Below are 18,930 nucleotides of genomic sequence, written 5' to 3' on the forward strand. Positions count from 1 at the left end.
GCCGGCACAGCGGGCCGGCACGGCGGCAGGCCCGGCGGCGGGCGCGGCATCGAGGACAGCCGGGTGGCGCACGGGACGGCCGTCGCGGCTCGGATCTACTCGGCGGGCTCGAACAGGGCCACGCACTCCACGTGCTGGGTCATCGGGAAGCAGTCGAAGGCGCGCAGCGTGGTCAGCTGCCAGCCCAGGTCGCGGAAGGTAGCGACGTCGCGGGCCAGCGCCGCCGGGTCGCACGCCACGTAGGCGACCGCGCGCGGCCGGGCGTCGGCGATGCCGCGGACCACCCGGGCGCCGGCCCCGGCCCGCGGCGGGTCGAGGACCACCAGGTCGACCGGGCCGGTGACCCGACGGCGCTGCAGGGCGGTCTCCACCCGGGCCTCGACGACCTCGATGGTGGGCAGGTCGGCCAGGTTGGCGCGGGCCGCGGCGCAGCCCAGCGGGGACGATTCGACCAGCGTGGTGCGCGCGCCGGTGCGCTCGGCGACGGCGGCGGCGAAGAGGCCGGCTCCGCCGTACAGGTCCCAGGCCGACTCGCCTTCGGCGGGCCGGAGCAGCTCGACGACGGTTGCGGTGAGAGTCTCGGCGGCGGCCGGGTGGACCTGCCAGAAACCTTCGGGGGGTACGCCCCACTCGCGACCGGCCGCCACCTCGGTCACCTCGGCGGGGCCGGACACCCGGACCCGGCCGCCGTGGGCAGCCGCGTCGGTCGGGTCGTCGGCGGGGACCGCGCCCTGGCCGGCCGGGCGGATCAGGACCGCCACGTCACCGCCGGTGGACGCGGTCGCCTCGATCGCGCCGGCGTCCGGCCAGTCGTGGGTGAGCACGTCCAGCTCCTGGATCGCGGCGTGCGCGATCCGGCAGCGGTCGACCGGGACGACCTGGTGGGAGCGGTGCTGCAACAGCCCGGGGCGACCGGCCGCGTCCACCGCATAGCGCACCCGGCTGCGCCAGCCGAGCAGCCGCCCGCCGTCCGGAGCCGGTGCGGCCGAGCCGGTTCCCTCAGCGGCACCATCCACCGACCCGGAAATACGGGACGGCGATGTTGCGGTTGGTAACGGCTCCACGCGTACGGAAAAATCTGTCAGGCCGGCCAGCCGCCGGAGCTGTTCCCGGACGACGTCCTCCTTCCATCGCAGCTGCGCGTCGCCTGCGACGTGCTGCAGGTCACACCCGCCGCAGCCGCCGGGATGAGCGTAGGGGCACGGGGGTTTCACCCGGTCCGGCGAGGGTTGGAGGATCTCGACCGCGTCGGCCCGCAGATAGCCCTTGTGCCGTTCGGTGATCTCGGCGGTGACCCGTTCACCGGGCAGGGCGTGCCGGACGAAGAAGACCCGGTTGTCCCGTCGCGCTACGCAGTGGCCACCGTGCGCGGGTGCACCCACGGTGAGCTCGACGCGGTCACCCTCGACGAGATCGAGACTGGGATCGGAGATCATGTGCGGGCTTCCTCGTCGTCGGTCGGCGGCTGTTCGACTTCCGCGGACCGGGTGCGCGGGCCGCGTTTCGGCGCCCGGCTCAGGGTGCGGTCGAGGCGGTCGAGGTCGCGGTCCTGGCTGGAGCGCAGCTGCCACGGCACGCTGGTCACCATCACGCCGGGCTCGAAGAGCAGCCGGCCCTTGATGCGCAGCGCGCTCTGGTTGTGCAGCAGGTTCTCCCACCAGCGGCCGACCACGTACTCCGGCACGAAGACGGTGACCACGTCGCGCGGGGAGCCGCGGCGGATGCCCTTGACGAAGTCGATGATCGGGCGGGTGATCTCCCGGTAGGGCGAGTCGACGACGGTGAGCGGAACCGGGATCTGCCGGCGCTCCCACTCCTCCTGGATTTTGCGGGTGTCCTTGTCGTCCACGTTGACAGTGACCGCGGTGAGCGTGTCCGGCCGGGTCGCCTGGGCGTAGGCGACGGCCCGCAGGGTGGGCATGTGCACCTTGCTGACCAGCACCACCGCGTGGTTGCGGCTGGGCAGGATGGGTCGCTCCTCGGTCGGCAGCAGCTCCTGCGCCACCCGGGTGTAGTGCTTGTGGATGCCCAGCATCAGCACGTAGAGGAAGACCATCGCGGCGATCGCGATCCACGCGCCGAGCAGGAACTTCGTCACCAGCACGACGATCAGCACGGCGGCGGTGAGACCCATACCGAACGCGTTGATGGCCCGGGAACGTTTCATCCGGCTACGGCGGGCCGGGTCACGCTGGGTGCGCAGCAGCCGGTTCCAGTGTCGGATCATGCCGCCCTGGGACAGCGTGAACGACACGAACACGCCCACGATGTAGAGCTGGATGAGCCGGGTGGTCTCCGCCTGGAACGCCACCACCAGCACGATCGCGGCGAAGGCCAGCAGCACGATGCCGTTGGAGAAGGCCAGCCGGTCACCTCGGGTGTGCAGCTGGCGGGGCAGGTAACGGTCCTGGGCGAGGATCGAGCCGAGCACCGGGAAGCCGTTGAAGGCGGTGTTCGCGGCCAGGAACAGGATCAGGGCGGTGACCGCGCCGGTCGCGTAGAGCAGGAACGAGCCCGCTCCGAACACCGTCTCGGCGAGCTGTGCGGTGACCGTCTTCTGGTCGTAACCGGGCGGGCCGGAGATGATCTGGGTGGCCTGGTCCTCGACGTACTGCAGGTGGGTCAGCCGGGCCAGTACGACGATGCCGACCAGCATCACGATCGCGATGCCGCCGAGCAGCATCAGCGTGGTGGCGGCGTTCTTGCTCTTCGGTGGCTTGAAGGCGGGCACGCCGTTGGAGATGGCCTCGACGCCGGTCAGCGCCGCGCAGCCCGAGGAGAACGTCCGTAACAGCAGGTAGGCGAACCCGAAGCTGGTCAGATGGTCGTCCTCGGCGGTGATCACCAGGCCGGCGCTGGGCGCCTGCAGATCCTGGCCGAGGATGAACTCCCGGAACAGGCCGGTCAAGATCATGAAGAGAATCAAAGCGATGAACGCGTACGTCGGGATGGCGAACGCGGTGCCCGACTCGCGCAGGCCTCGCAGGTTGAGCGCGGTCAGGATGGCGATCGCGCCGATCGCGAACGGCACCTTGTGCTCGGCCACGTACGGCACCACCGAGCCCAGGTTGTTCACCCCGGACGAGGTCGACACGGCCACCGTGAGGATGTAGTCGACCAGCAGCGCGCTGGCCACCCCGAGCCCGGCCCGTGGCCCGAGGTTGACCGTGGCCACCTCGTAGTCACCGCCGCCGGACGGGTAGGCGTGCACGTTCTGCCGATAGCTCGCCACCACCGTGATCATTACGACGGCGACGGCCAGCGTGATCCACGGCGAGATGATGAAGGCACCGGCGCCGGCGATCGAGAGGGTCAGAAGGATCTCATCGGGCGCGTACGCCACGCTCGACAGCGCGTCACTGGCGAACACGGGCAGGGCGATCCGCTTGGGCAGCAGAGTGTGCTGCAACTTGTCGGAGCGGAACGGTCTGCCCAGCAGCAGCCGCTTGGCGAGGGAGGTCGAACTGGCCACGAGTGCCAAGGGTACGGGCGTGCACGCCACCGCGTATCCCGCCCCGGGCGCCGTCCTTCGCACGCGCATGGGACGCTCATCGTCGTGAGCATTGATCCGGAAGGGCGCGACACGTGCACGTGGTGATCATGGGGTGTGGCCGGCTCGGCTCCACGCTCGCCCAGAAGCTCGAGGAGCGCGGCCACTCGGTCGCGGTCATCGACCAGAATTCGGACGCCTTCCGCCGGCTCGGCTCCGATTTCGCCGGCACCACGGTGACCGGCATCGGCTTCGACCGGGACGTGCTGCGCTCGGCCGGCATCGAGCGCGCCGACGCGTTCGCGGCCGTGTCCAGCGGGGACAATTCCAACATCATCTCGGCGCGGCTGGCCCGCGAGACGTTCGGCGTCTCCCGGGTGGTGGCCCGCATCTACGACGCCCGCCGCGCCCAGGTCTACGAGCGGCTCGGCATCCCCACGGTGGCCACCATCCGGTGGGCCGCCGACCGGATGTTCCGGCACCTGGTCCCCGAGGGCACGGTCGAGGTGTTCCGCGACCCGACCAGTGTGGTCTCCATCGTCGAGGTGCCGTTGCACCGCGACTGGGTAGGCCTCACTCTCAAGTCATTGGAGGACGAGACCGGCGCCCGGGTGGCCTACCTGATGCGCTTCGGCATGGGCACCCTCGGCACGCCGTCCACCGTGATCCAGGACGGCGACCAGGTCTTCATGCTGGTCACCGACGACACCGTCGCCGACGTGCTGGACCTCGCCTCGGGCTCGCAAAAAGAAGGGCACTGACCATGCGGATCGCCATCGCCGGGGCCGGCAACGTCGGCCGGTCGATCGCGCAGGAGCTGATCGGCAACGGCCACCGGGTCATGCTGATCGAGCGGCAGCCCCGCCAGCTGAAGCCGGAGCGGGTGCCGGAGGCCGAGTGGGTGCTCGCCGACGCGTGCGAGCTCTCCAGCCTGGAAGAGGCCGACGTGGCCGGCTGCGACGTCGTGGTGGCCGCCACCGGCGACGACAAGGCCAACCTGGTGGTGTCGCTGCTCGCCAAGACCGAGTTCGCGGTGCCGCGGGTGGTGGCCCGGGTCAACCGGGCCGAGAACGAGTGGCTGTTCACCGAGCAGTGGGGGGTCGACGTCTCGGTCAGCAAGCCGCGCCTGATGGCCGCCCTGGTCGAGGAGGCGGTCACGGTCGGCGACCTGGTCCGGCTCATGACGTTCCGGCAGGGCGAGGCCAACCTGGTCGAGATCACCCTGCCCCGGAACGCGCCGTACGAGGGGAAGCCGGTGCGCGACGTACCGCTGCCCCGGGACGCGGCCCTGGTGGCGATCCTGCGCGGCAAGCGCGTGCTGGTGCCGACCCCGGACGACCCGCTCGAGGCCGGCGACGAGCTGATCTTCGTCTGCACCAGCGAGGTGGAGGATCAGATCCGCGCGGTCGTCCTGGGCAGCAACAGCCGCGAACTAGCCGACTGAGACCTTTTTCTCGCTGGTCACGCGGTGGATGGCCCACGCGGTGAAGGCGAACGTGGCGGCGTAGATCGGCCAGCTGATCAGGATGCGGACGATGCCGAGCGCGTTCGCCTCGTCCTGCGCGTACAGGTAGTACTGGATGCCGGCGCGGACGCAGAGCGAGACCACCCAGACCAGAGTGAGCCACTGGAACGTGCGGAACAGCCGGCTGTTGCCGAACCAGTCCTGATGCCCCTTGTTCGCCATGATGCCCCAGGCGTAACCGATCAGGGGTTTGCGGACGACCACCGAGAGCAGCAGCACCGCCGCCTGCCCGAAGGTCAGCAGGATGCCGGGCAGGTAGAAGTTTTTCGCGTCACCGGTGCGCCAGGCCAGGTAGGCGCCGATCGCGATGCCGAACAGGCCGTTGATCGCGTGCCGGACCGGCTCCTTGCGGATCAGCCGGTAGACGCCGATGCCGACCGCGGACAGCACCGAGCCGGCGATCGCCCAGTACAGCGCGGTGGTCTTGCCGAAACCGGCCACGGCATCGCCGAGCAGGACGTTGAGCAGGACGAACGCGAGAACGGGCAGGCTCGACTCGATGAGACCGCGCACCCCGCCCAACTGCTCGGCGATCTGCTCACTCATCGAGGGAAGCGGTTCCTCGACCTCATGGAGGTCGAGTTCCTCGACGACCTCCTCGGCGAGCCGCTCTTCCACGGTTTCGTGCGCGGCGTGACGCGGCTCGCTGCCGGGTGTCACCGGGGCGCCTCCAGCTCGTAGTACGGGTTGTAGATGACCTTACGGTCGTCCCGGATCGCTATCCGGCCACGCGCCATGAGCTGCCGCCCCGGTTCGATGCCGGCGATCGACCGGCGGCCCAGGAAGACGAGCGTGACCACGTCGCTGCCGTCGTAGAGGTCGGCCTCCAGCGTCGGCAGGTTGGTTCGAGGAGTGTACGCCACCGTGCGCAGTCGCCCGGACACCGAGACGACCTGGCCGCGGCTGCACTGGCCGGCCGGCATGGCGCCGCACTTGGCGCTCTCCCGCTGGAGGTGCTGGGCGTCGAGCTCGGAATCGGTGGCGGTCAACTGCTTGAAGAATCGGCGCAGACCGGTTCGCTCGTCGGTCGACATGACCCTCTCCTCGACCCGCCGTGGGGATGGACGACACAGTTTGCGCATGTGCCGTCCGTCCACGGTACGCCGGAAGTGCTTCCGGTGACGTCCGTCACCGGCCCAGAGTTACTGCGGCTGCCCGTTGGCCCCGCCCGGGCCCGTTTGCGCGGCCTCGGCCTGGGCCTGCTCGGTCATCTCCTTGGGCAGCAGGAGCGGCAGCGCCTCGCGGACCGGGCGGGCCTCGGAGTCGCGGACCACCACGAGGCCGGAGAGCACCTGGCCGAGCGCGCCCTCCCGGCCCGGGTCGGACGCGGCCGCACCCTGGTAGAGGGCCCGGACCATCCAGCGCGGGCCGTCCACGCCCACGAACCGCACATCGGCCGGCCCGTCGGGAGTGTTGACCCGGGCGGTCAACTCCGTTCCGTACGGCCCGGTGGTCTCGCGCGGCGACACCCCGTCGGCCGCCATGGCCTCGGCGATCTCGGCGCGCACCTCGTCCCAGATGCCTTCGCTCTTCGGCGCCGCGAAGACGCCGAGTTGCAGCGCGCTCTCGCCGTCGACGAGCACGATCTGCTCGACGCCGCCCTCCGGGTTGGCCTGGACCCGGACCTCGACGCCCTCGATCGCGGGGATCTGCAGGCTGCCCAGGTCGAGCCGCTGCACGCCGTCCGGGGCGTGCCGGGAATCCCAGGGGCCTTGGTCGGGGGCCGGGGGTTCGTCGTCGGCCGCGAGACTGCGCTCGAGTGCCTCCGAGGGCGGTGCGTCGGTCGCACGCACGTGCTTCGGGCCGCCGCGCTTACGGGAGAACATCACTGCCACCTTCCGTTTCAGTACTGCGTCTGCCGCGGCGGCAGCGCGTGGTGCCCGCCGGTGGAACCGGTCCCGCCGACACCGCGCGCGGTGTCGTCGAGCTCGTCGACCACCTGGAACTCGGCCCGCTCCACCCGCTGGACGACCAGCTGGGCGATGCGGTCGCCGCGAGAGATCTTGACGGTCTTCTCCCGGTCGTGGTTGATCAGGATCACGAGAATTTCACCGCGGTAGCCGGCGTCGACCGTACCGGGCGCGTTGAGCACGGTGACACCCAGCCGAGCGGCCAGCCCGGAGCGGGGGTGCACCAGACCGACGTAGCCGTCCGGGATGGCCACGGCGATGCCGGTGCGCACCGCGGCCCGGCCACCCGGAACGAGTTCGGCGTCCTCGGCCGCGACCAGGTCGGCGCCCGCGTCGCCGGGATGCGAGTAGGCCGGCAACGGCAGGTCGGGGTCGATTCGGCGGATCGGAATGACTACGTCGGCCAAGGCAAGCTTCCTCACTGATGCATCGGCGGGGCGGGAACCAACCCTGCCATCCTGCCGTGCCCGGCCACGGAGGCGCGCCGTACCCTTTCCAGGGTGACACCGGAGTCCCCCGCGCGCATCACCACGCCGGCCGCATACGCCGAACGGCTACGGCTGACCTGGCCGGCCTGGATCGGCGCGCTCGTGGTCGATCTGATCGTCGGTTCCGAGGTGCTGATCGGCTTCGCCGGCATGCCGGCCTGGGTGCCGTTCGCCGTGCTGCTGCCGGTCACCGCGGCCGGGCTGCTCTGGGTGGGCCGGATCCGGGTGACGGTGACGGCCGAGGAGCTGCTGGTCGACGACGCCCGCCTCCCGGTGTCGGTGATCGCCGACGTGGTGGCGCTCGACGCGGCCGGCAAGCGTGAGGCGCTCGGGGTGGGCGCCCACCCGCTCGCCTTCGTCATCCAGCGCCCGTGGATCGGGCCGGCCGTGCAGGTGCTGCTGGACGACCCGGACGACCCGACGCCGTACTGGGTGATCAGCACCCGCCGCCCGGTGGAGCTGGCGACCGCGCTGCTCACCGCCGCTAACCTTCGATGATCTTGGGGCGGGACCGCCGCAGATCCTTCCGCACGTGCTCGCCCACCGAGTGGGTCGCCCGCCGGTTGAGGAAGCCCGCCACCGCGGCGCCGGTCAGCAGGGGTCCCAGCGTGCTCAGACTGCGCCCGAACCGGCGCAGCAGGGTCTTCTGCAGGTCCCGTCGCGCGGCCGTGCCCAGCACCGCACCGACGCCCACACCGGGCAGCAGCGGGTTGACGCCACGCTGCTGCGACCACGCCTGGATCAGGGCCAGCGCACGCTGACCGGGGCTGCCGGTGACCGGTTGCCCGTAGACCTCGTGCAGCTCGCCCAGCAGTTTCAGCTCGATCGCCACCACCGCCACCGTCTCGGCGGCCAGCAGGATGGGCGCGGAGAGCAGGGTGGGCGGAGCGACCCACTCGACGGCGGCAACCCCGCCGCCGACCGCGCCGACACCGGCCGTGGATCGGGCCGCGTTGCGGATCAGGCGCTCGGCCAGAGCGTCCTCGTCCAGGCCGGGAAAGTGCCGGTGCAGGGTGGCTTTGTCGCGGATCGGGACGTGCGGAGCCACGTCGGTGACCACGTCGGCCATCCAGCGCAGCGCGGCCCGCGGCCGGAACAGCTGGCCCAGCCCACGCCGGCGGATGTCACCCACCAGGCGGCCGAGCAACTCCCGGCGGCCGGCCGGCTCCAGGTCGTCGGCCGTCAGTGCGGCGACCGTCCGGCTCAGCTCGGCATCGTTCGGCTCCGGCTGCTCGCCTCCGGCGTCGGCCTCGAGGTGGTCCGGGTGGCTCATGGTCGTCCTCCCGTCGTGCGTCGCATCGGCTCCGATGCCTGATGCCCGATGGTGTCCCCTTCTCAAACCAGGGAACGCCCGCACGCCCGACCGCTCTCCGGCGGCCGGGTGGTGGCGCGCCTGCGCGCGAGTGCCCGGTCAGGCACACTCGCGGCAGATCAGTTCCCCGTTGCGTTCCGCGGCCAGCTGGCTGCGGTGATGCACCAGGAAACAGCGGGCACAGCGGAACTCGTCGGACTGCATGGGCAGAACCTTGACGGTCAGTTCCTCGTCGGCCAGGTCGGCGCCGGGCAGCTCGAAGCTCTCCGCCACCTCGACCTCGTCGACGTCCACTGAGCCCGACTGCGAGTCAGCTCGACGGGCTTTGAGCTCCTCGAGGCTGTCCTCGCCGAGGTCGACCTCATCGCGACGCGGGGCGTCGTAGTCGGTGGCCATCGGTTTTCACTCTCCTGTATCGATGTGTCACTTGGCGTTAGTAACGCCTGTGACGAGGTTTCGGTTCCCGCATCCGCCGGACGATTTCTGACACTTGTGCTGACCTGACGAAACTGCCCCGGCGAGCGCGGAACCATACCGCCGTAGCGGCATGCTTGTACGCGTACAGGCGGCCCATTGTTCCCGATGTGACCGAGGCGACATCAAGGTAGGGGCACAACGCTCTGGATCATCGTCGGCGCGCCGGAACGATTCCCTGTTTCCGCATGCCTGGCGCACAGACGCTAACCTCTCGACAGATCCCGCCACCCGATCTGGAGCCAGCCCCATGAGCTTTGCCCGCGTCCGAGCGCTCGTCGTCGTCGGCGTGCTCGCCGTGGCCGCCATCGTCTTCGTGATCACGGCCTTGGTCCGTGACACCCAGGGTGGCGCGGCAGCCGGTGAGGATTGCCCGGCGGGCGCTCCGCTGGCCGACGTTACCCTCCCGGACGATCCGGCCGAGGTCACCGTGAAGGTGTACAACGGCACGAACACCGCCGGGCTGGCCGACAGCGTCACCAACGAGTTCAAGAACCGGCGCTTCACCGTGCAGAAGCCGGCCGAGAGCAAGACGAAGTTCAAGGGCGTCGCGCTCATCCGGTTCGGTCCGGACAGCGTCGGCCGCGCGCAACTGCTCCGGGCCTACTTCCTGGCCCAATCGAAGATGGAGTACAACGCCAAGCGCAAGGGCACCCTCATCGACATCGTCATCGGCAGCCAGTTCCGGCAGCTCGCGACGACCACCGAGGTCAACCAGTCGCTGGTCGAGGTCGGCGAGCCGACCCTGCCGCCGGGCTCCTGCCTCAAGCCGGTCAAGAAGAGCGACGACTCCTAGGGGCCGCCGGAGGCGTCCAGCTCGGCGAGGAGGTCGTGCAGCGGGCCGAAGAGGGCCGGCGGGGCCGCCACGACCATGTCGAGGCCGGGCGGGGCTCCCGCGAGGCCGGCGACCGTCGCGCCCGCCTCGGTCGCGACCAGACCGCCGGCCGCGTGGTCCCACGCATTGAGACCCTTCTCGAAGTAGGCGTCGAGCAGTCCCTCGCCGACCGCACACAGATCGAGGGCTGCGGCGCCGAACCGGCGGATGTCACGCACCTGGGTGATCAACCGGGCCAGCACGGCACCCTGGTGGGCGCGTCGCTTCGCGTCGTAGCCGAAACCGGTGCCGATCAGCGACTGGGCCAGGTCGGTGGGGGCCGAGCAGTGCAGCCGCCGGCCGTCGCGCCAGGCGCCGCCGCCGCGGGTGGCGGTCCACTCGTCGCCGGTCGCCGCGTTGATCACCACACCGGCCTGCACCACGCCGTCGACCTCGGCGGCCAGCGACACCGCGTACTGCGGGAGGCCGTAGAGGTAGTTCACCGTGCCGTCGATCGGATCGAGAATCCAGCGCACCGACGAACCCGGCTCGGTGGCGGTGTCGCCGTACTCCTCGCCAAGCACACCGTCACCCGGGCGCGCCGAACGCAACGCGTCGATCACTTGACGTTCGACCGCCTTGTCGGCCGCCGTCACGACATCGGTGCGGGTGCTCTTGGTCTGGACGTCGGTGATCGCCTCGGCCCGCATCCGGCGCGCGGTTTCCGCGGCCGTACGCGCTATCGGCAGCGCGATCTTGAGCAACTCGCCCGCCGTCGATGCCGCCCGAATCTCACTCACTTGTCCGCCCTTTCGCCGTTACCATCATCGCGCCGGGCGTCTCCGGCGAGGTCGGCGACCCCCTTGCGGCGTGCTGCGGCGGGAGGATCTCACCGGACGGCGCTACAATTCACCCCTGCCCACCGCTTCGCGAACGTCAGCTGCTCCGATCGTCCGCGTCCCGGGGGTCCCCACACCAACACCGGCCAGCCTCTTCGCCGTGCGCTGTGCTGGGCTCATGGCCGTGCACAACCTCATCGCCTCCGGAAGGTCATTCGTGACAGAAGCCCACCAGAACGGTGCCGACGTTCGTTCTCTCACCGAGGCCCTGATCGCCCATGCACAGGGCGCGGGCGGGCAGCTCACGTCGGCTGAGGTCGCTCGCACGCTCGAGTCCGCCGAGGTGAACCCGGCACAGGCGAAGAAGATCCTGCGCGGTCTCGTCGACGCCGGCGTCACCGTGGTCGTCGACGGTTCGGCGAGCACTCGCCGTCCCAAGGTCGCCGCGGCTCGCGCCGCCACGCCCGCCTCGAAGGCCACCACCGCCAAGGCCGCACCGGCCAAGAAGGCGGCGCCGCCCAAGCAGGCGGCCGCGGCCGTGACCGCGGAGGGCGGCGCGACGCCCGCCAAGGCCGCACCGGCGAAGAAGTCCGCACCCGTCAAGAAGGCCGCTGCCGGTCCCGCCAAGAAGGCCGCACCGGGCAAGCCCGGCGAGGCCCCGGCGGACGGCGAGGAGATCGATCCCGAAGAGTTGGCCGCCGAGATCGAGGACGTCGTCGTCGAGGAGCCGGCCGCCATGGTGGCCGCCGCCGCGACCGACGCCGCGAGTTCCGCGACCGACGGTGACTTCGAGTGGGACGACGAGGAGTCCGAAGCACTCAAGCAGGCCCGGCGGGACGCCGAGCTGACCGCTTCGGCCGACTCGGTCCGCGCCTACCTCAAGCAGATCGGCAAGGTCCCGCTGCTCAACGCCGAGCAGGAGGTCGAGCTGGCCAAGCGCATCGAGGCCGGGCTCTACGCCGCCGAGCGCCTGCGCGCCTGCGAGGAGGGCGAGGAGAAGCTCGAGCGGACGATGGAGCGCGACCTGCGCTGGATCGGCCGCGACGGCGAGCGGGCCAAGAACCACCTGCTCGAGGCCAACCTGCGTCTGGTGGTGTCGCTGGCCAAGCGCTACACCGGCCGCGGCATGGCGTTCCTGGACCTGATCCAGGAGGGCAACCTCGGTCTGATCCGCGCGGTCGAGAAGTTCGACTACACCAAGGGCTACAAGTTCTCGACGTACGCCACCTGGTGGATCCGGCAGGCGATCACCCGGGCCATGGCCGACCAGGCCCGCACCATCCGCATCCCGGTGCACATGGTGGAAGTGATCAACAAACTGGGCCGCATACAGCGTGAGCTGCTCCAGGACCTGGGTCGCGAGCCCACTCCGGAAGAGCTGGCCAAGGAGATGGACATCACTCCGGAGAAGGTTCTGGAGATCCAGCAGTACGCTCGCGAGCCGATCTCGCTCGACCAGACGATCGGCGACGAGGGCGACAGCCAGCTCGGCGACTTCATCGAGGACTCCGAGGCGGTCGTCGCCGTCGACGCGGTCTCCTTCTCGCTCCTGCAGGACCAGTTGCAGCAGGTGCTGCAGACGCTCTCCGAGCGCGAGGCCGGCGTGGTCCGGCTGCGCTTCGGCCTGACCGACGGCCAGCCGCGCACGCTGGACGAGATCGGCCAGGTCTACGGGGTCACCCGGGAGCGCATCCGGCAGATCGAGTCGAAGACGATGTCGAAATTGCGACACCCGTCGCGGTCGCAGGTTCTCCGCGACTACCTGGATTAGGTCGTTCAGTCAACACAACGTGTCTGTTTGGTCACCACTCGTACATCGTCGGGTGGTGATCAGACCGTTGTGTAGAAGTGATCGTTGACGTGGCACCCTTGGATCACGGCACACTAGTCGGAACACGTGTGACCTCGGTCCCCCCGGGGCACTGTGGGAAGGCTGCAACGGTGCAGGGTGTTGCACGATGTGTGAGCAGTAGCCGAGGAACATGTTCATCGGTGACGAACAGAGGAGGAAGGCGATGACCCCGACCCTCACGCCGCCGGCGGGAAGTCTGGCCGGCACAGCAGCCGATGAACGGTGCGACCGCTGCAATGCAGCCGGAAAGCTCCGTTTGACCCTGGCTGGTGGAAGTGAGCTGGTGTTCTGCGGACACCACGCCAACCGGTATGCCGAAGACCTGGTGAAGATCGCAGTGCAGTACGCGGCGGATCCGGAGTTCACGTGGCGCGGCGCGGACATGATGTCTAACTCCAACTAGATCCCCCGAAGTAGACGTACGAGGGGCGCCCCGGGTGTGGGGGCGCCCCTTTCATGTCTCCGTTCCCCAGAGGTCCTCGACCGTGACGCCCAGCTCCCGGGCGATCTTGATGGCCAGGTAGACCGAGGGTGCGTAGTCGCCGGTCTCCATCGCGATGATGGTCTGCCGGCTCACCGCCACGGCGGCCGACAGGCCCTGCTGGGTCAGGCCGGCCTCCTTTCGGGCCGCCCGGATGCGTGTTCCCGCCGCTCCGTCGGTCTCAGCGGCCCGCACCGGGCCGGAGGGTGGCGCCATCAGTCCTCGTCCTTGGCCAGCGCCTCGAGCCGGTTGCGACGCCGGATCTTGAGGGTGGTGCCCACCACCGAGGCGACCCCGCCGAAGACCCCGCCGAAGAGCGCGCCGATCCAGGTCGCCCCCTCGGGGTCCCAGACGTACATGGCGCCGACCACGAAGCCCAGGTAGGGCACGGCGGTCAGCACGGTGACCAGGATGCGCTTGGCGCTCCACCGGCGCGGGGTGGTGTCGACCTTGCGGCGCAGCACGTAGACCGTGCTGACCAGCAGCGGCACCCAGTGGGCCGCGAGGAGCACCGCCAGCGGCACCACCGACGGCTTGCCCAGCGAAAACACCAGGATCGCCGCTGCCCACGGGATGAGCAGGATCTGCAGGGAGGACGCCACGGCCGTCCCCTCATACCACCGGAAGCGCTCCCGCTCGTCGCCGTAGAGGTCGCCGTCGAGATCCAGATTCCATCGCACCACGCGATCGAGCACGTTTGCCGTCATGCGTCCATCCTGACGTCAAGAGTTCTTGACGTCAAGAGGACTTAACATTCGGCGATGCTAGAGCGTCTGGATCGTCGCGATGCGCTCCTCGAGCTGCTCGATCGTGGCCTGGGCGCTGGGCGGGCCGCCGCAGAGCCGGCGCAACTCCGCGTGGATCTTGCCGTGCGGCAGGTTGGTGCGGTGGTGGTGGGCGGCGACGAGGGTGTTCAGCTGGCGCCGGAGGCTGTTGCGGCGCTCCCCCGCAGACATCGGTACGACTTCGGGTTTTCGGGGCTCCGGGACCGGCTCAGCGGCTTTCTGACGCTTCTGAGCGGTGAGCTGCTCCGTCTGCCGCCGGTTCAGCAGCATGGTCACCTCGTCCGGCGTCAGCAGGCCGGGCAGACCGAGGTAGGCCTCCTCCTCGACGGTGCCGCTGAGCGCGCCGGTGCCGAACGAGGTGCCGTCGTAGATCACCTGGTCCAGCTCGGCACTGGCACCGAGCGCCTCGAAGTGCTTCTCCAGCTCGCCGGAGGCGTCCTCCTCGCGCTGCGCCCGGTCGAGCAGGTCGTCGTCGAGGCCGTCCTTCTCCTTCGGTGCGCCGAGGATGTGGTCGCGCTGCGCCTCCATCTCGCTGGCCAGCCCGAGCAGGTGCGGCACGCTGGGCAGGAACACCGTCGCCGTCTCGCCGGGCCGTCTCGACCGCACGAACCGGCCGATCGCCTGCGCGAAGTAGAGCGGGGTGGAGGCGCTGGTGGCGTAGACGCCGACCGCGAGGCGCGGAATGTCGACGCCCTCCGACACCATCCGGACGGCGACCATCCAGCGCTGGTCGGACTCGGCGAACGAGGCGATCCGGCCGGAGGCACCCTCGTCGTCGGAGAGCACCACCACGGCCGGCTCGCCGCTGATCTCGTGCAGCAGTTTCGCGTACGCCCGGGCGGTCTGCTGGTCGCTGGCGATCACCAGGCCGCCGGCATCGGGAATGCCGTGCGCACGCAGCTTGGTCAACCGGGCGTCGGCGGCCCGCATCACCTGCGGCATCCAGTCGCCGCGGTGGTCCAGCGCGGTGCGCCAGGCCTGGGCGATCAGGTCCTTGGTCATCGGCTCGCCGAGCCGGGCCGCGAGTTCGTCGCCGGCGTTGGTGCGCCATCGGGTCTCCCCCGAGTACGCCATGAAGAGCACCGGCCGCACGACCCCGTCGCGCAGCGCGTCCGAGTAGCCGTAGACCGAGTCGGCCCGGGACCGCTGCAGCCCATCCTCGCCCCGCTCGTAGGTGACGAACGGGATCGGGTTGTCGTCCGAGCGGAACGGGGTGCCGGTCAGCATCAGGCGCCGCTCGGCCTCCTCGAACGCGGACTTGACCCCGTCACCCCAGGTGCGCGAGTCACCGGCGTGGTGGATCTCGTCGAGGATGACGAACGTCGACCGGGTCATCGTGCGCCGGCGGTGCACCTGCGGGGCCATGCCGACCTGGGCATAGGTGAGCACGGCGCCGTGGAAGTCCCGCGACGAGTGGACGTCCGAGTTGCGGAACATCGGGTCGAGCTGGATGCCGACCCGGGCCGCGGCATTGGCCCACTGGGTCTTCAGGTGCTCGGTGGGGCAGACCACGGTGACCGCCTCGACGGTGCCGTGCGCGAGCAGCTCGGCCGCGATGCGCAGGGCGAACGTGGTCTTGCCGGCGCCCGGCGTGGCCACGGCCATGAAGTCCTGACCGGGCCGGCGAAGGTAGGTCACCAGAGCCTTGCGCTGCCAGTCACGCAGCGCCGGAAAGGTATCGAGGTTAGGTAAAGGCGGGCTCACGCGCGGAAAGATCCCCTTCAACAAAATCGCCCCCGACGGGCGGGGGCGCGAACCAGCATAGCCACCCCGGGGTCAGGGCACCGCGATCGGCGCGGACCACCGCCGGTACAGCGCGAGCAGCCGCAAACCGGTGATGAGCACGGCCCCGAGCGCCATCGGGCCGGGCCCGGACAGGTCGAGCTCGCGCATGATGGTGACAAGAATCGCTCCGCCCAGGGCGACGATCGCGTAGATGTCACGCTGCAGGACGACCGGGATCTCGCCGGTGAGCAGATCGCGGGCCAGGCCGCCGCCGATGGCGGTGAGCATGCCGATGAGGCAGGCGCCGACCGGTGGCACGCCGGCGTCGAGGGCCTTGAGCGTGCCGGTGACGGTGAACAGCCCGAGTCCGGCCGCATCCAGCAGCAGCACGGTCCGGCGCAGCCGGTTGAGCTGGGGATGCAGCCAGAAGACGGCGATCGAGGCGAGCACCGCGGTGACCGCGTAGCGCCAGTCGGCGAAGGCGAGCGGCGGCACCGAGCCGATCACGAGATCGCGCAGGATGCCGCCGCCGAGCGCCGCGACGAAGCCGACGAACGCCACACCGAACAGGTCGAGCCGCTTGGCGACCGCCGCCGACGCCCCCGAGGCGGCGAAAACCGCGACACCGACCAGATCACCGACGAGTAGGAAGTTCAGTGCTTCATCGACTCGTAGATCTCCTTGCACTGCGGACAGACCGGGGCGCCCTTCTTCGGCGTCTTGGTCACCGGGAACTTCTCCCCGCACAGCGCTACGACGTAGGTGCCCATGACCGCGCTCTCGGCGATCTTCTCCTTACGGACGTAGTGGAACATCTCCGGCCCGGTGTCCGCGTCCTTGGTCTCCGGGCGTTCCAGGATCTGCGTGGTCACGACATCAGCCCTTCAGAAAAGAAACCGCCGGCGCCCCCAGCGCGGCGGACGGTATGCACGCTCCGACCAGCAAGTCTGACACCTCACGCCGAAGCGGTCCAACGTCGGAGGCCGGGGCGGGCGCCGTACCGTAGCTCTCGTGACTGACTTTGCGATTCGATACGGCGAGCATGTGACCCGTGCCCGCCGGGACGGCCGGCCGGTGGTCGCGCTGGAGAGCACGATCATCTCCCACGGTCTCCCCCACCCGGACAACCTGCGGGTGGCGCGCGAGATCGAGCAGACCGTCCGGGACAACGGCGCCGTGCCCGCCACCATCGGCATGATCGGCGGCGAGCTGGTCGTCGGCCTCGACGACGGTCAGATCGAGCACCTCGCGCTGGCCGAGGGCGTGGCCAAGCTCAGCGTCCGCGACCTGGCGGTGGCCGCCGCCAAGCGGGCCGACGGCGCCACCACGGTCGCCGCCACCAGCGCGGTCGCCGCGGCCGCCGAGATCGGCGTGTTCGCCACCGGCGGCCTGGGCGGGGTGCACCGGGAGGCGAGCGTCACCTTCGACGAGTCGGCCGACCTGGTCACGCTGGCCCGCACGCCGATCGTGGTGGTCTGCGCCGGGGTGAAGTCGATCCTCGACGTCGGCGCCACCCTGGAGCGGCTGGAGACGCTCGGCGTCGCGGTGGCCGGTTTCCGCACCAAGCGCTTCCCCGGCTTCTTCATCACCGACGGCGGCTTCGACGTCGACTGGGAGCTGGACTCGGCCGAGCAGGTCGCCGACGTGATGCGGGCCCGCACCGACCAGGGCGTCGGGGCCGGCGCGCTGATCCTGGCCAACCCGCTGCCGACCGACGAGCAGCTGGACCCGGCGCTGCACGACCGGACCCTGGCCGAGGGCCTCGCCCTGCTGGCCCGCGACCGGATCACCGGCAAGGCGGTCACCCCGTTCCTGCTGTCGCACTTCCACTCCAGCACCGAGGGGCAGAGCCTCGCGGTCAACGTACGGATCATCCTGCGCAACGCGGCCCTGGCCGCGCAGATCGCGGCGGCGCACACGCCCGCGCCGGCGCCGGTGGGCTTCAGCGCGTGATCGTTGTCGGCGACCTGGTCACCGACGTCCTGGTGGAGCACTCCGGCCCGATCCAGATCGGGTCGGACACCAACGCGTCCATCACGGTGAGCGGTGGTGGCCAGGCCGCGAACACGGCGGCCTGGCTGGCCCGGGCCGGCGTGCGGGTCACCCTGGTCGCGGCGGTCGGGGACGATCCGGCCGGGCGGGACCGGGTGGCCGAGCTGGTGGCGGCCGGGGTGCGCTGCGCGGTGCGCGCGCACGCCGGGGCGCCGACCGGCAGCGTCGTGGTGCTGGCCGGTCCGGACGAACGCACGATGATCACCGATCGGGGCGCGTCGCTGCTGCTCGATCCGGCCGACGTGGTCGCCGCGATCACCGCGTCGGGCGCCCGACACCTGCATCTCTCCGGCTACCCGCTGCTGCACGAGGGGTCCCGGGCGGCCGGCCTCGCCGCCCTGGCGGCGGCCTCGGAACGAGGACTCACCACGAGCGTCGACGCGGCCTCCGCGGCGCCCCTGCGCGTCGTGGGTGCCCGGGCTTTCCTGACCTGGGTACGCGGTACCGACCTGCTGCTGTGCAACGCGGACGAGGCCGAGGTGCTGGCCGGGCCGGGTACCGCCGCCGCGCAGGCCGACCGGCTCACCGCCGAGGTGCGCAACGCCGTCGTGAAACAGGGTGCGGCCGGGGCCTGCTGGGCCGGGGACGGGCAGATCTGGCGGGGGCGCTCCACCCGCGTACCGATGAAGGATCCCACCGGGGCCGGAGATGCCTTCGCGGCCGGCCTGATCGCCGCCTGGTGTTCCGGCGGGACGCCGCAGTCCGCGCTCGCGGCCGGCGCCGCCCTCGGCGCCGAAGCCGTCGCGAAGGTCGGCGCCCGACCCTAGGGCCGGTGCTCCCGCTCGGGCTCGGTCCAGTGCTCGCCGTCGATCGTCAGGTATTCCACCTCGTCGACCGGCTGCTGGGCGAGGGCGGCGGCCTGCTGCTGCTGTTCGCGCTCGGCGGCCGAGGCGGCCCGCTCGGCCTTGGACCGGGCCGGACGGTCGTTCGCGATCAGGACGGCCGCCCAGGGCAGGAAGACCATCCCGGCGGCGCAGAGGACGAGCCAGAGCCCGAGCCACGGCGGACGGGCGCTGATCAGGAAGGCACCCGCGATCAGGCAGGCGGCTCGCACGCTCATCATCGAGACGTAGCGGATCTGCCGGCTCCGGAACTGATCGTTCTGACTGCGGGCGGCATCGGTGATCAGGACCGGCTGTTTCTTCACGATGGGGTTCTCCGATCGACCCCCCATACTTGCACC

The 18,930-nt window shown here is 70.6% G+C and carries 23 protein-coding genes; 8 read left to right on the forward strand and 15 right to left on the reverse strand.

All coding sequences use genetic code 11. From position 1 onward, the window contains the following. Positions 1-95: 95 nt before the first annotated feature. Both Ato02nite_RS29255 and Ato02nite_RS29260 read right to left on the reverse strand, forming a co-directional pair. A complete protein-coding gene (locus tag Ato02nite_RS29255; protein ID WP_213009875.1) occupies positions 96-1,436 on the reverse strand; it encodes a class I SAM-dependent RNA methyltransferase in 1,341 nt (446 codons plus the stop codon). Then, a complete protein-coding gene (locus tag Ato02nite_RS29260) occupies positions 1,433-3,472 on the reverse strand; it encodes an APC family permease (RefSeq protein ID WP_213009876.1) in 2,040 nt (679 codons plus the stop codon). The genes Ato02nite_RS29255 and Ato02nite_RS29260 overlap by 4 nt, the downstream gene beginning before the upstream one ends. 113 nt (positions 3,473-3,585) lie before the next feature. Between Ato02nite_RS29260 and Ato02nite_RS29265 the strand changes: the two genes are divergently transcribed. Both Ato02nite_RS29265 and Ato02nite_RS29270 read left to right on the forward strand, forming a co-directional pair. Next, entirely contained in the window at positions 3,586-4,251 is a 666-nt protein-coding gene (locus Ato02nite_RS29265; protein WP_213009877.1) for a potassium channel family protein, read from the forward strand. Further along, positions 4,248-4,934: a potassium channel family protein gene (locus Ato02nite_RS29270; RefSeq protein ID WP_213009913.1), complete on the forward strand. Its 687-nt coding sequence runs from the start codon at positions 4,248-4,250 to the stop codon at positions 4,932-4,934. Before Ato02nite_RS29265 ends, Ato02nite_RS29270 begins: the two co-directional genes overlap by 4 nt. Here Ato02nite_RS29270 and Ato02nite_RS29275 read toward each other — a convergent pair. From Ato02nite_RS29275 to dut, 4 genes are all read right to left on the reverse strand, one after another. Then, the gene (locus tag Ato02nite_RS29275; protein ID WP_213009878.1) at positions 4,923-5,675 is read right to left on the reverse strand and encodes a DUF3159 domain-containing protein; all 753 of its coding nucleotides are present in this window, start codon (positions 5,673-5,675) and stop codon (positions 4,923-4,925) included. The two genes, Ato02nite_RS29270 and Ato02nite_RS29275, sit on opposite strands and share 12 nt — an antisense overlap. After that, complete coding sequence (locus tag Ato02nite_RS29280; RefSeq protein ID WP_213009879.1) at positions 5,672-6,049, reverse strand: OB-fold nucleic acid binding domain-containing protein; 378 nt, start codon at positions 6,047-6,049, stop codon at positions 5,672-5,674. The genes Ato02nite_RS29275 and Ato02nite_RS29280 overlap by 4 nt, the downstream gene beginning before the upstream one ends. A 108-nt stretch (positions 6,050-6,157) precedes the next feature. After that, positions 6,158-6,841 (reverse strand): DUF3710 domain-containing protein, encoded by a 684-nt coding sequence (locus tag Ato02nite_RS29285; protein WP_213009880.1) that lies wholly within the window; start codon positions 6,839-6,841, stop codon positions 6,158-6,160. 17 nt (positions 6,842-6,858) lie between these two features. Next, positions 6,859-7,332, reverse strand: coding sequence for a dUTP diphosphatase (dut, locus tag Ato02nite_RS29290; RefSeq protein WP_213009881.1), 474 nt, complete (start codon positions 7,330-7,332; stop codon positions 6,859-6,861). Positions 7,333-7,425: 93 nt separating this feature from the next. Between dut and Ato02nite_RS29295 the strand changes: the two genes are divergently transcribed. Continuing rightward, positions 7,426-7,911 (forward strand): DUF3093 domain-containing protein, encoded by a 486-nt coding sequence (locus Ato02nite_RS29295; protein ID WP_213009882.1) that lies wholly within the window; start codon positions 7,426-7,428, stop codon positions 7,909-7,911. On the opposite strand, the gene Ato02nite_RS29300 is transcribed toward Ato02nite_RS29295, so the two are convergent. Together Ato02nite_RS29300 and Ato02nite_RS29305 are read right to left on the reverse strand one after the other, a co-directional pair. Beyond that, positions 7,898-8,686, reverse strand: a complete 789-nt coding sequence (locus Ato02nite_RS29300; protein ID WP_246607538.1) for a hypothetical protein — start codon at positions 8,684-8,686, stop codon at positions 7,898-7,900. The two genes, Ato02nite_RS29295 and Ato02nite_RS29300, sit on opposite strands and share 14 nt — an antisense overlap. 138 nt (positions 8,687-8,824) lie before the next feature. Continuing rightward, on the reverse strand, positions 8,825-9,121 hold the full coding sequence (locus Ato02nite_RS29305; RefSeq protein WP_030434033.1) for a DUF4193 domain-containing protein: 297 nt from the start codon (positions 9,119-9,121) through the stop codon (positions 8,825-8,827). Between the two features lie 328 nt (positions 9,122-9,449). On the opposite strand from Ato02nite_RS29305, the gene Ato02nite_RS29310 reads away from it, so the two are divergent. Beyond that, positions 9,450-9,995 (forward strand): LytR C-terminal domain-containing protein, encoded by a 546-nt coding sequence (locus Ato02nite_RS29310; RefSeq protein ID WP_213009883.1) that lies wholly within the window; start codon positions 9,450-9,452, stop codon positions 9,993-9,995. Here the strand turns inward: Ato02nite_RS29310 and Ato02nite_RS29315 are convergent. Beyond that, positions 9,992-10,813, reverse strand: a complete 822-nt coding sequence (locus Ato02nite_RS29315; protein ID WP_213009884.1) for an inositol monophosphatase family protein — start codon at positions 10,811-10,813, stop codon at positions 9,992-9,994. The genes Ato02nite_RS29310 and Ato02nite_RS29315 overlap by 4 nt on opposite strands. Positions 10,814-11,030: 217 nt before the next feature. On the opposite strand from Ato02nite_RS29315, the gene Ato02nite_RS29320 reads away from it, so the two are divergent. Both Ato02nite_RS29320 and Ato02nite_RS29325 read left to right on the forward strand, forming a co-directional pair. Next, positions 11,031-12,623 (forward strand): RNA polymerase sigma factor, encoded by a 1,593-nt coding sequence (locus Ato02nite_RS29320; RefSeq protein ID WP_246607540.1) that lies wholly within the window; start codon positions 11,031-11,033, stop codon positions 12,621-12,623. 244 nt (positions 12,624-12,867) lie between these two features. Then, on the forward strand, positions 12,868-13,107 hold the full coding sequence (locus Ato02nite_RS29325) for a DUF7455 domain-containing protein (RefSeq protein ID WP_203799863.1): 240 nt from the start codon (positions 12,868-12,870) through the stop codon (positions 13,105-13,107). 51 nt (positions 13,108-13,158) lie between these two features. On the opposite strand, the gene Ato02nite_RS29330 is transcribed toward Ato02nite_RS29325, so the two are convergent. From Ato02nite_RS29330 to Ato02nite_RS29350, 5 genes are all read right to left on the reverse strand, one after another. Further along, a complete protein-coding gene (locus Ato02nite_RS29330; protein ID WP_213009886.1) occupies positions 13,159-13,401 on the reverse strand; it encodes a helix-turn-helix transcriptional regulator in 243 nt (80 codons plus the stop codon). After that, the gene (locus Ato02nite_RS29335; protein ID WP_213009887.1) at positions 13,401-13,892 is read right to left on the reverse strand and encodes a hypothetical protein; all 492 of its coding nucleotides are present in this window, start codon (positions 13,890-13,892) and stop codon (positions 13,401-13,403) included. Before Ato02nite_RS29335 ends, Ato02nite_RS29330 begins: the two co-directional genes overlap by 1 nt. 57 nt (positions 13,893-13,949) lie before the next feature. Continuing rightward, positions 13,950-15,674, reverse strand: a complete 1,725-nt coding sequence (locus Ato02nite_RS29340) for a DEAD/DEAH box helicase (RefSeq protein WP_213009888.1) — start codon at positions 15,672-15,674, stop codon at positions 13,950-13,952. 72 nt (positions 15,675-15,746) lie between these two features. Beyond that, entirely contained in the window at positions 15,747-16,382 is a 636-nt protein-coding gene (locus Ato02nite_RS29345) for a trimeric intracellular cation channel family protein (RefSeq protein ID WP_213009889.1), read from the reverse strand. Continuing rightward, positions 16,349-16,567 carry a DUF3039 domain-containing protein gene (locus tag Ato02nite_RS29350; RefSeq protein WP_213009890.1) on the reverse strand — a complete coding sequence of 73 codons (219 nt, stop codon included), beginning with the start codon at positions 16,565-16,567 and terminating at the stop codon, positions 16,349-16,351. Before Ato02nite_RS29350 ends, Ato02nite_RS29345 begins: the two co-directional genes overlap by 34 nt. Before the next feature lie 139 nt (positions 16,568-16,706). On the opposite strand from Ato02nite_RS29350, the gene Ato02nite_RS29355 reads away from it, so the two are divergent. Together Ato02nite_RS29355 and Ato02nite_RS29360 are read left to right on the forward strand one after the other, a co-directional pair. Next, on the forward strand, positions 16,707-17,648 hold the full coding sequence (locus Ato02nite_RS29355; protein ID WP_213009891.1) for a pseudouridine-5'-phosphate glycosidase: 942 nt from the start codon (positions 16,707-16,709) through the stop codon (positions 17,646-17,648). Then, complete coding sequence (locus Ato02nite_RS29360) at positions 17,645-18,514, forward strand: carbohydrate kinase family protein (protein ID WP_213009892.1); 870 nt, start codon at positions 17,645-17,647, stop codon at positions 18,512-18,514. The genes Ato02nite_RS29355 and Ato02nite_RS29360 overlap by 4 nt, the downstream gene beginning before the upstream one ends. Here the strand turns inward: Ato02nite_RS29360 and Ato02nite_RS29365 are convergent. After that, on the reverse strand, positions 18,511-18,921 hold the full coding sequence (locus tag Ato02nite_RS29365) for a DUF3099 domain-containing protein (protein ID WP_438873080.1): 411 nt from the start codon (positions 18,919-18,921) through the stop codon (positions 18,511-18,513). The genes Ato02nite_RS29360 and Ato02nite_RS29365 overlap by 4 nt on opposite strands. Positions 18,922-18,930: the final 9 nt, after the last annotated feature.

The organism is Paractinoplanes toevensis (assembly GCF_018332695.1).
GTDB classification, from domain to species: domain Bacteria; phylum Actinomycetota; class Actinomycetes; order Mycobacteriales; family Micromonosporaceae; genus Actinoplanes; species Actinoplanes toevensis.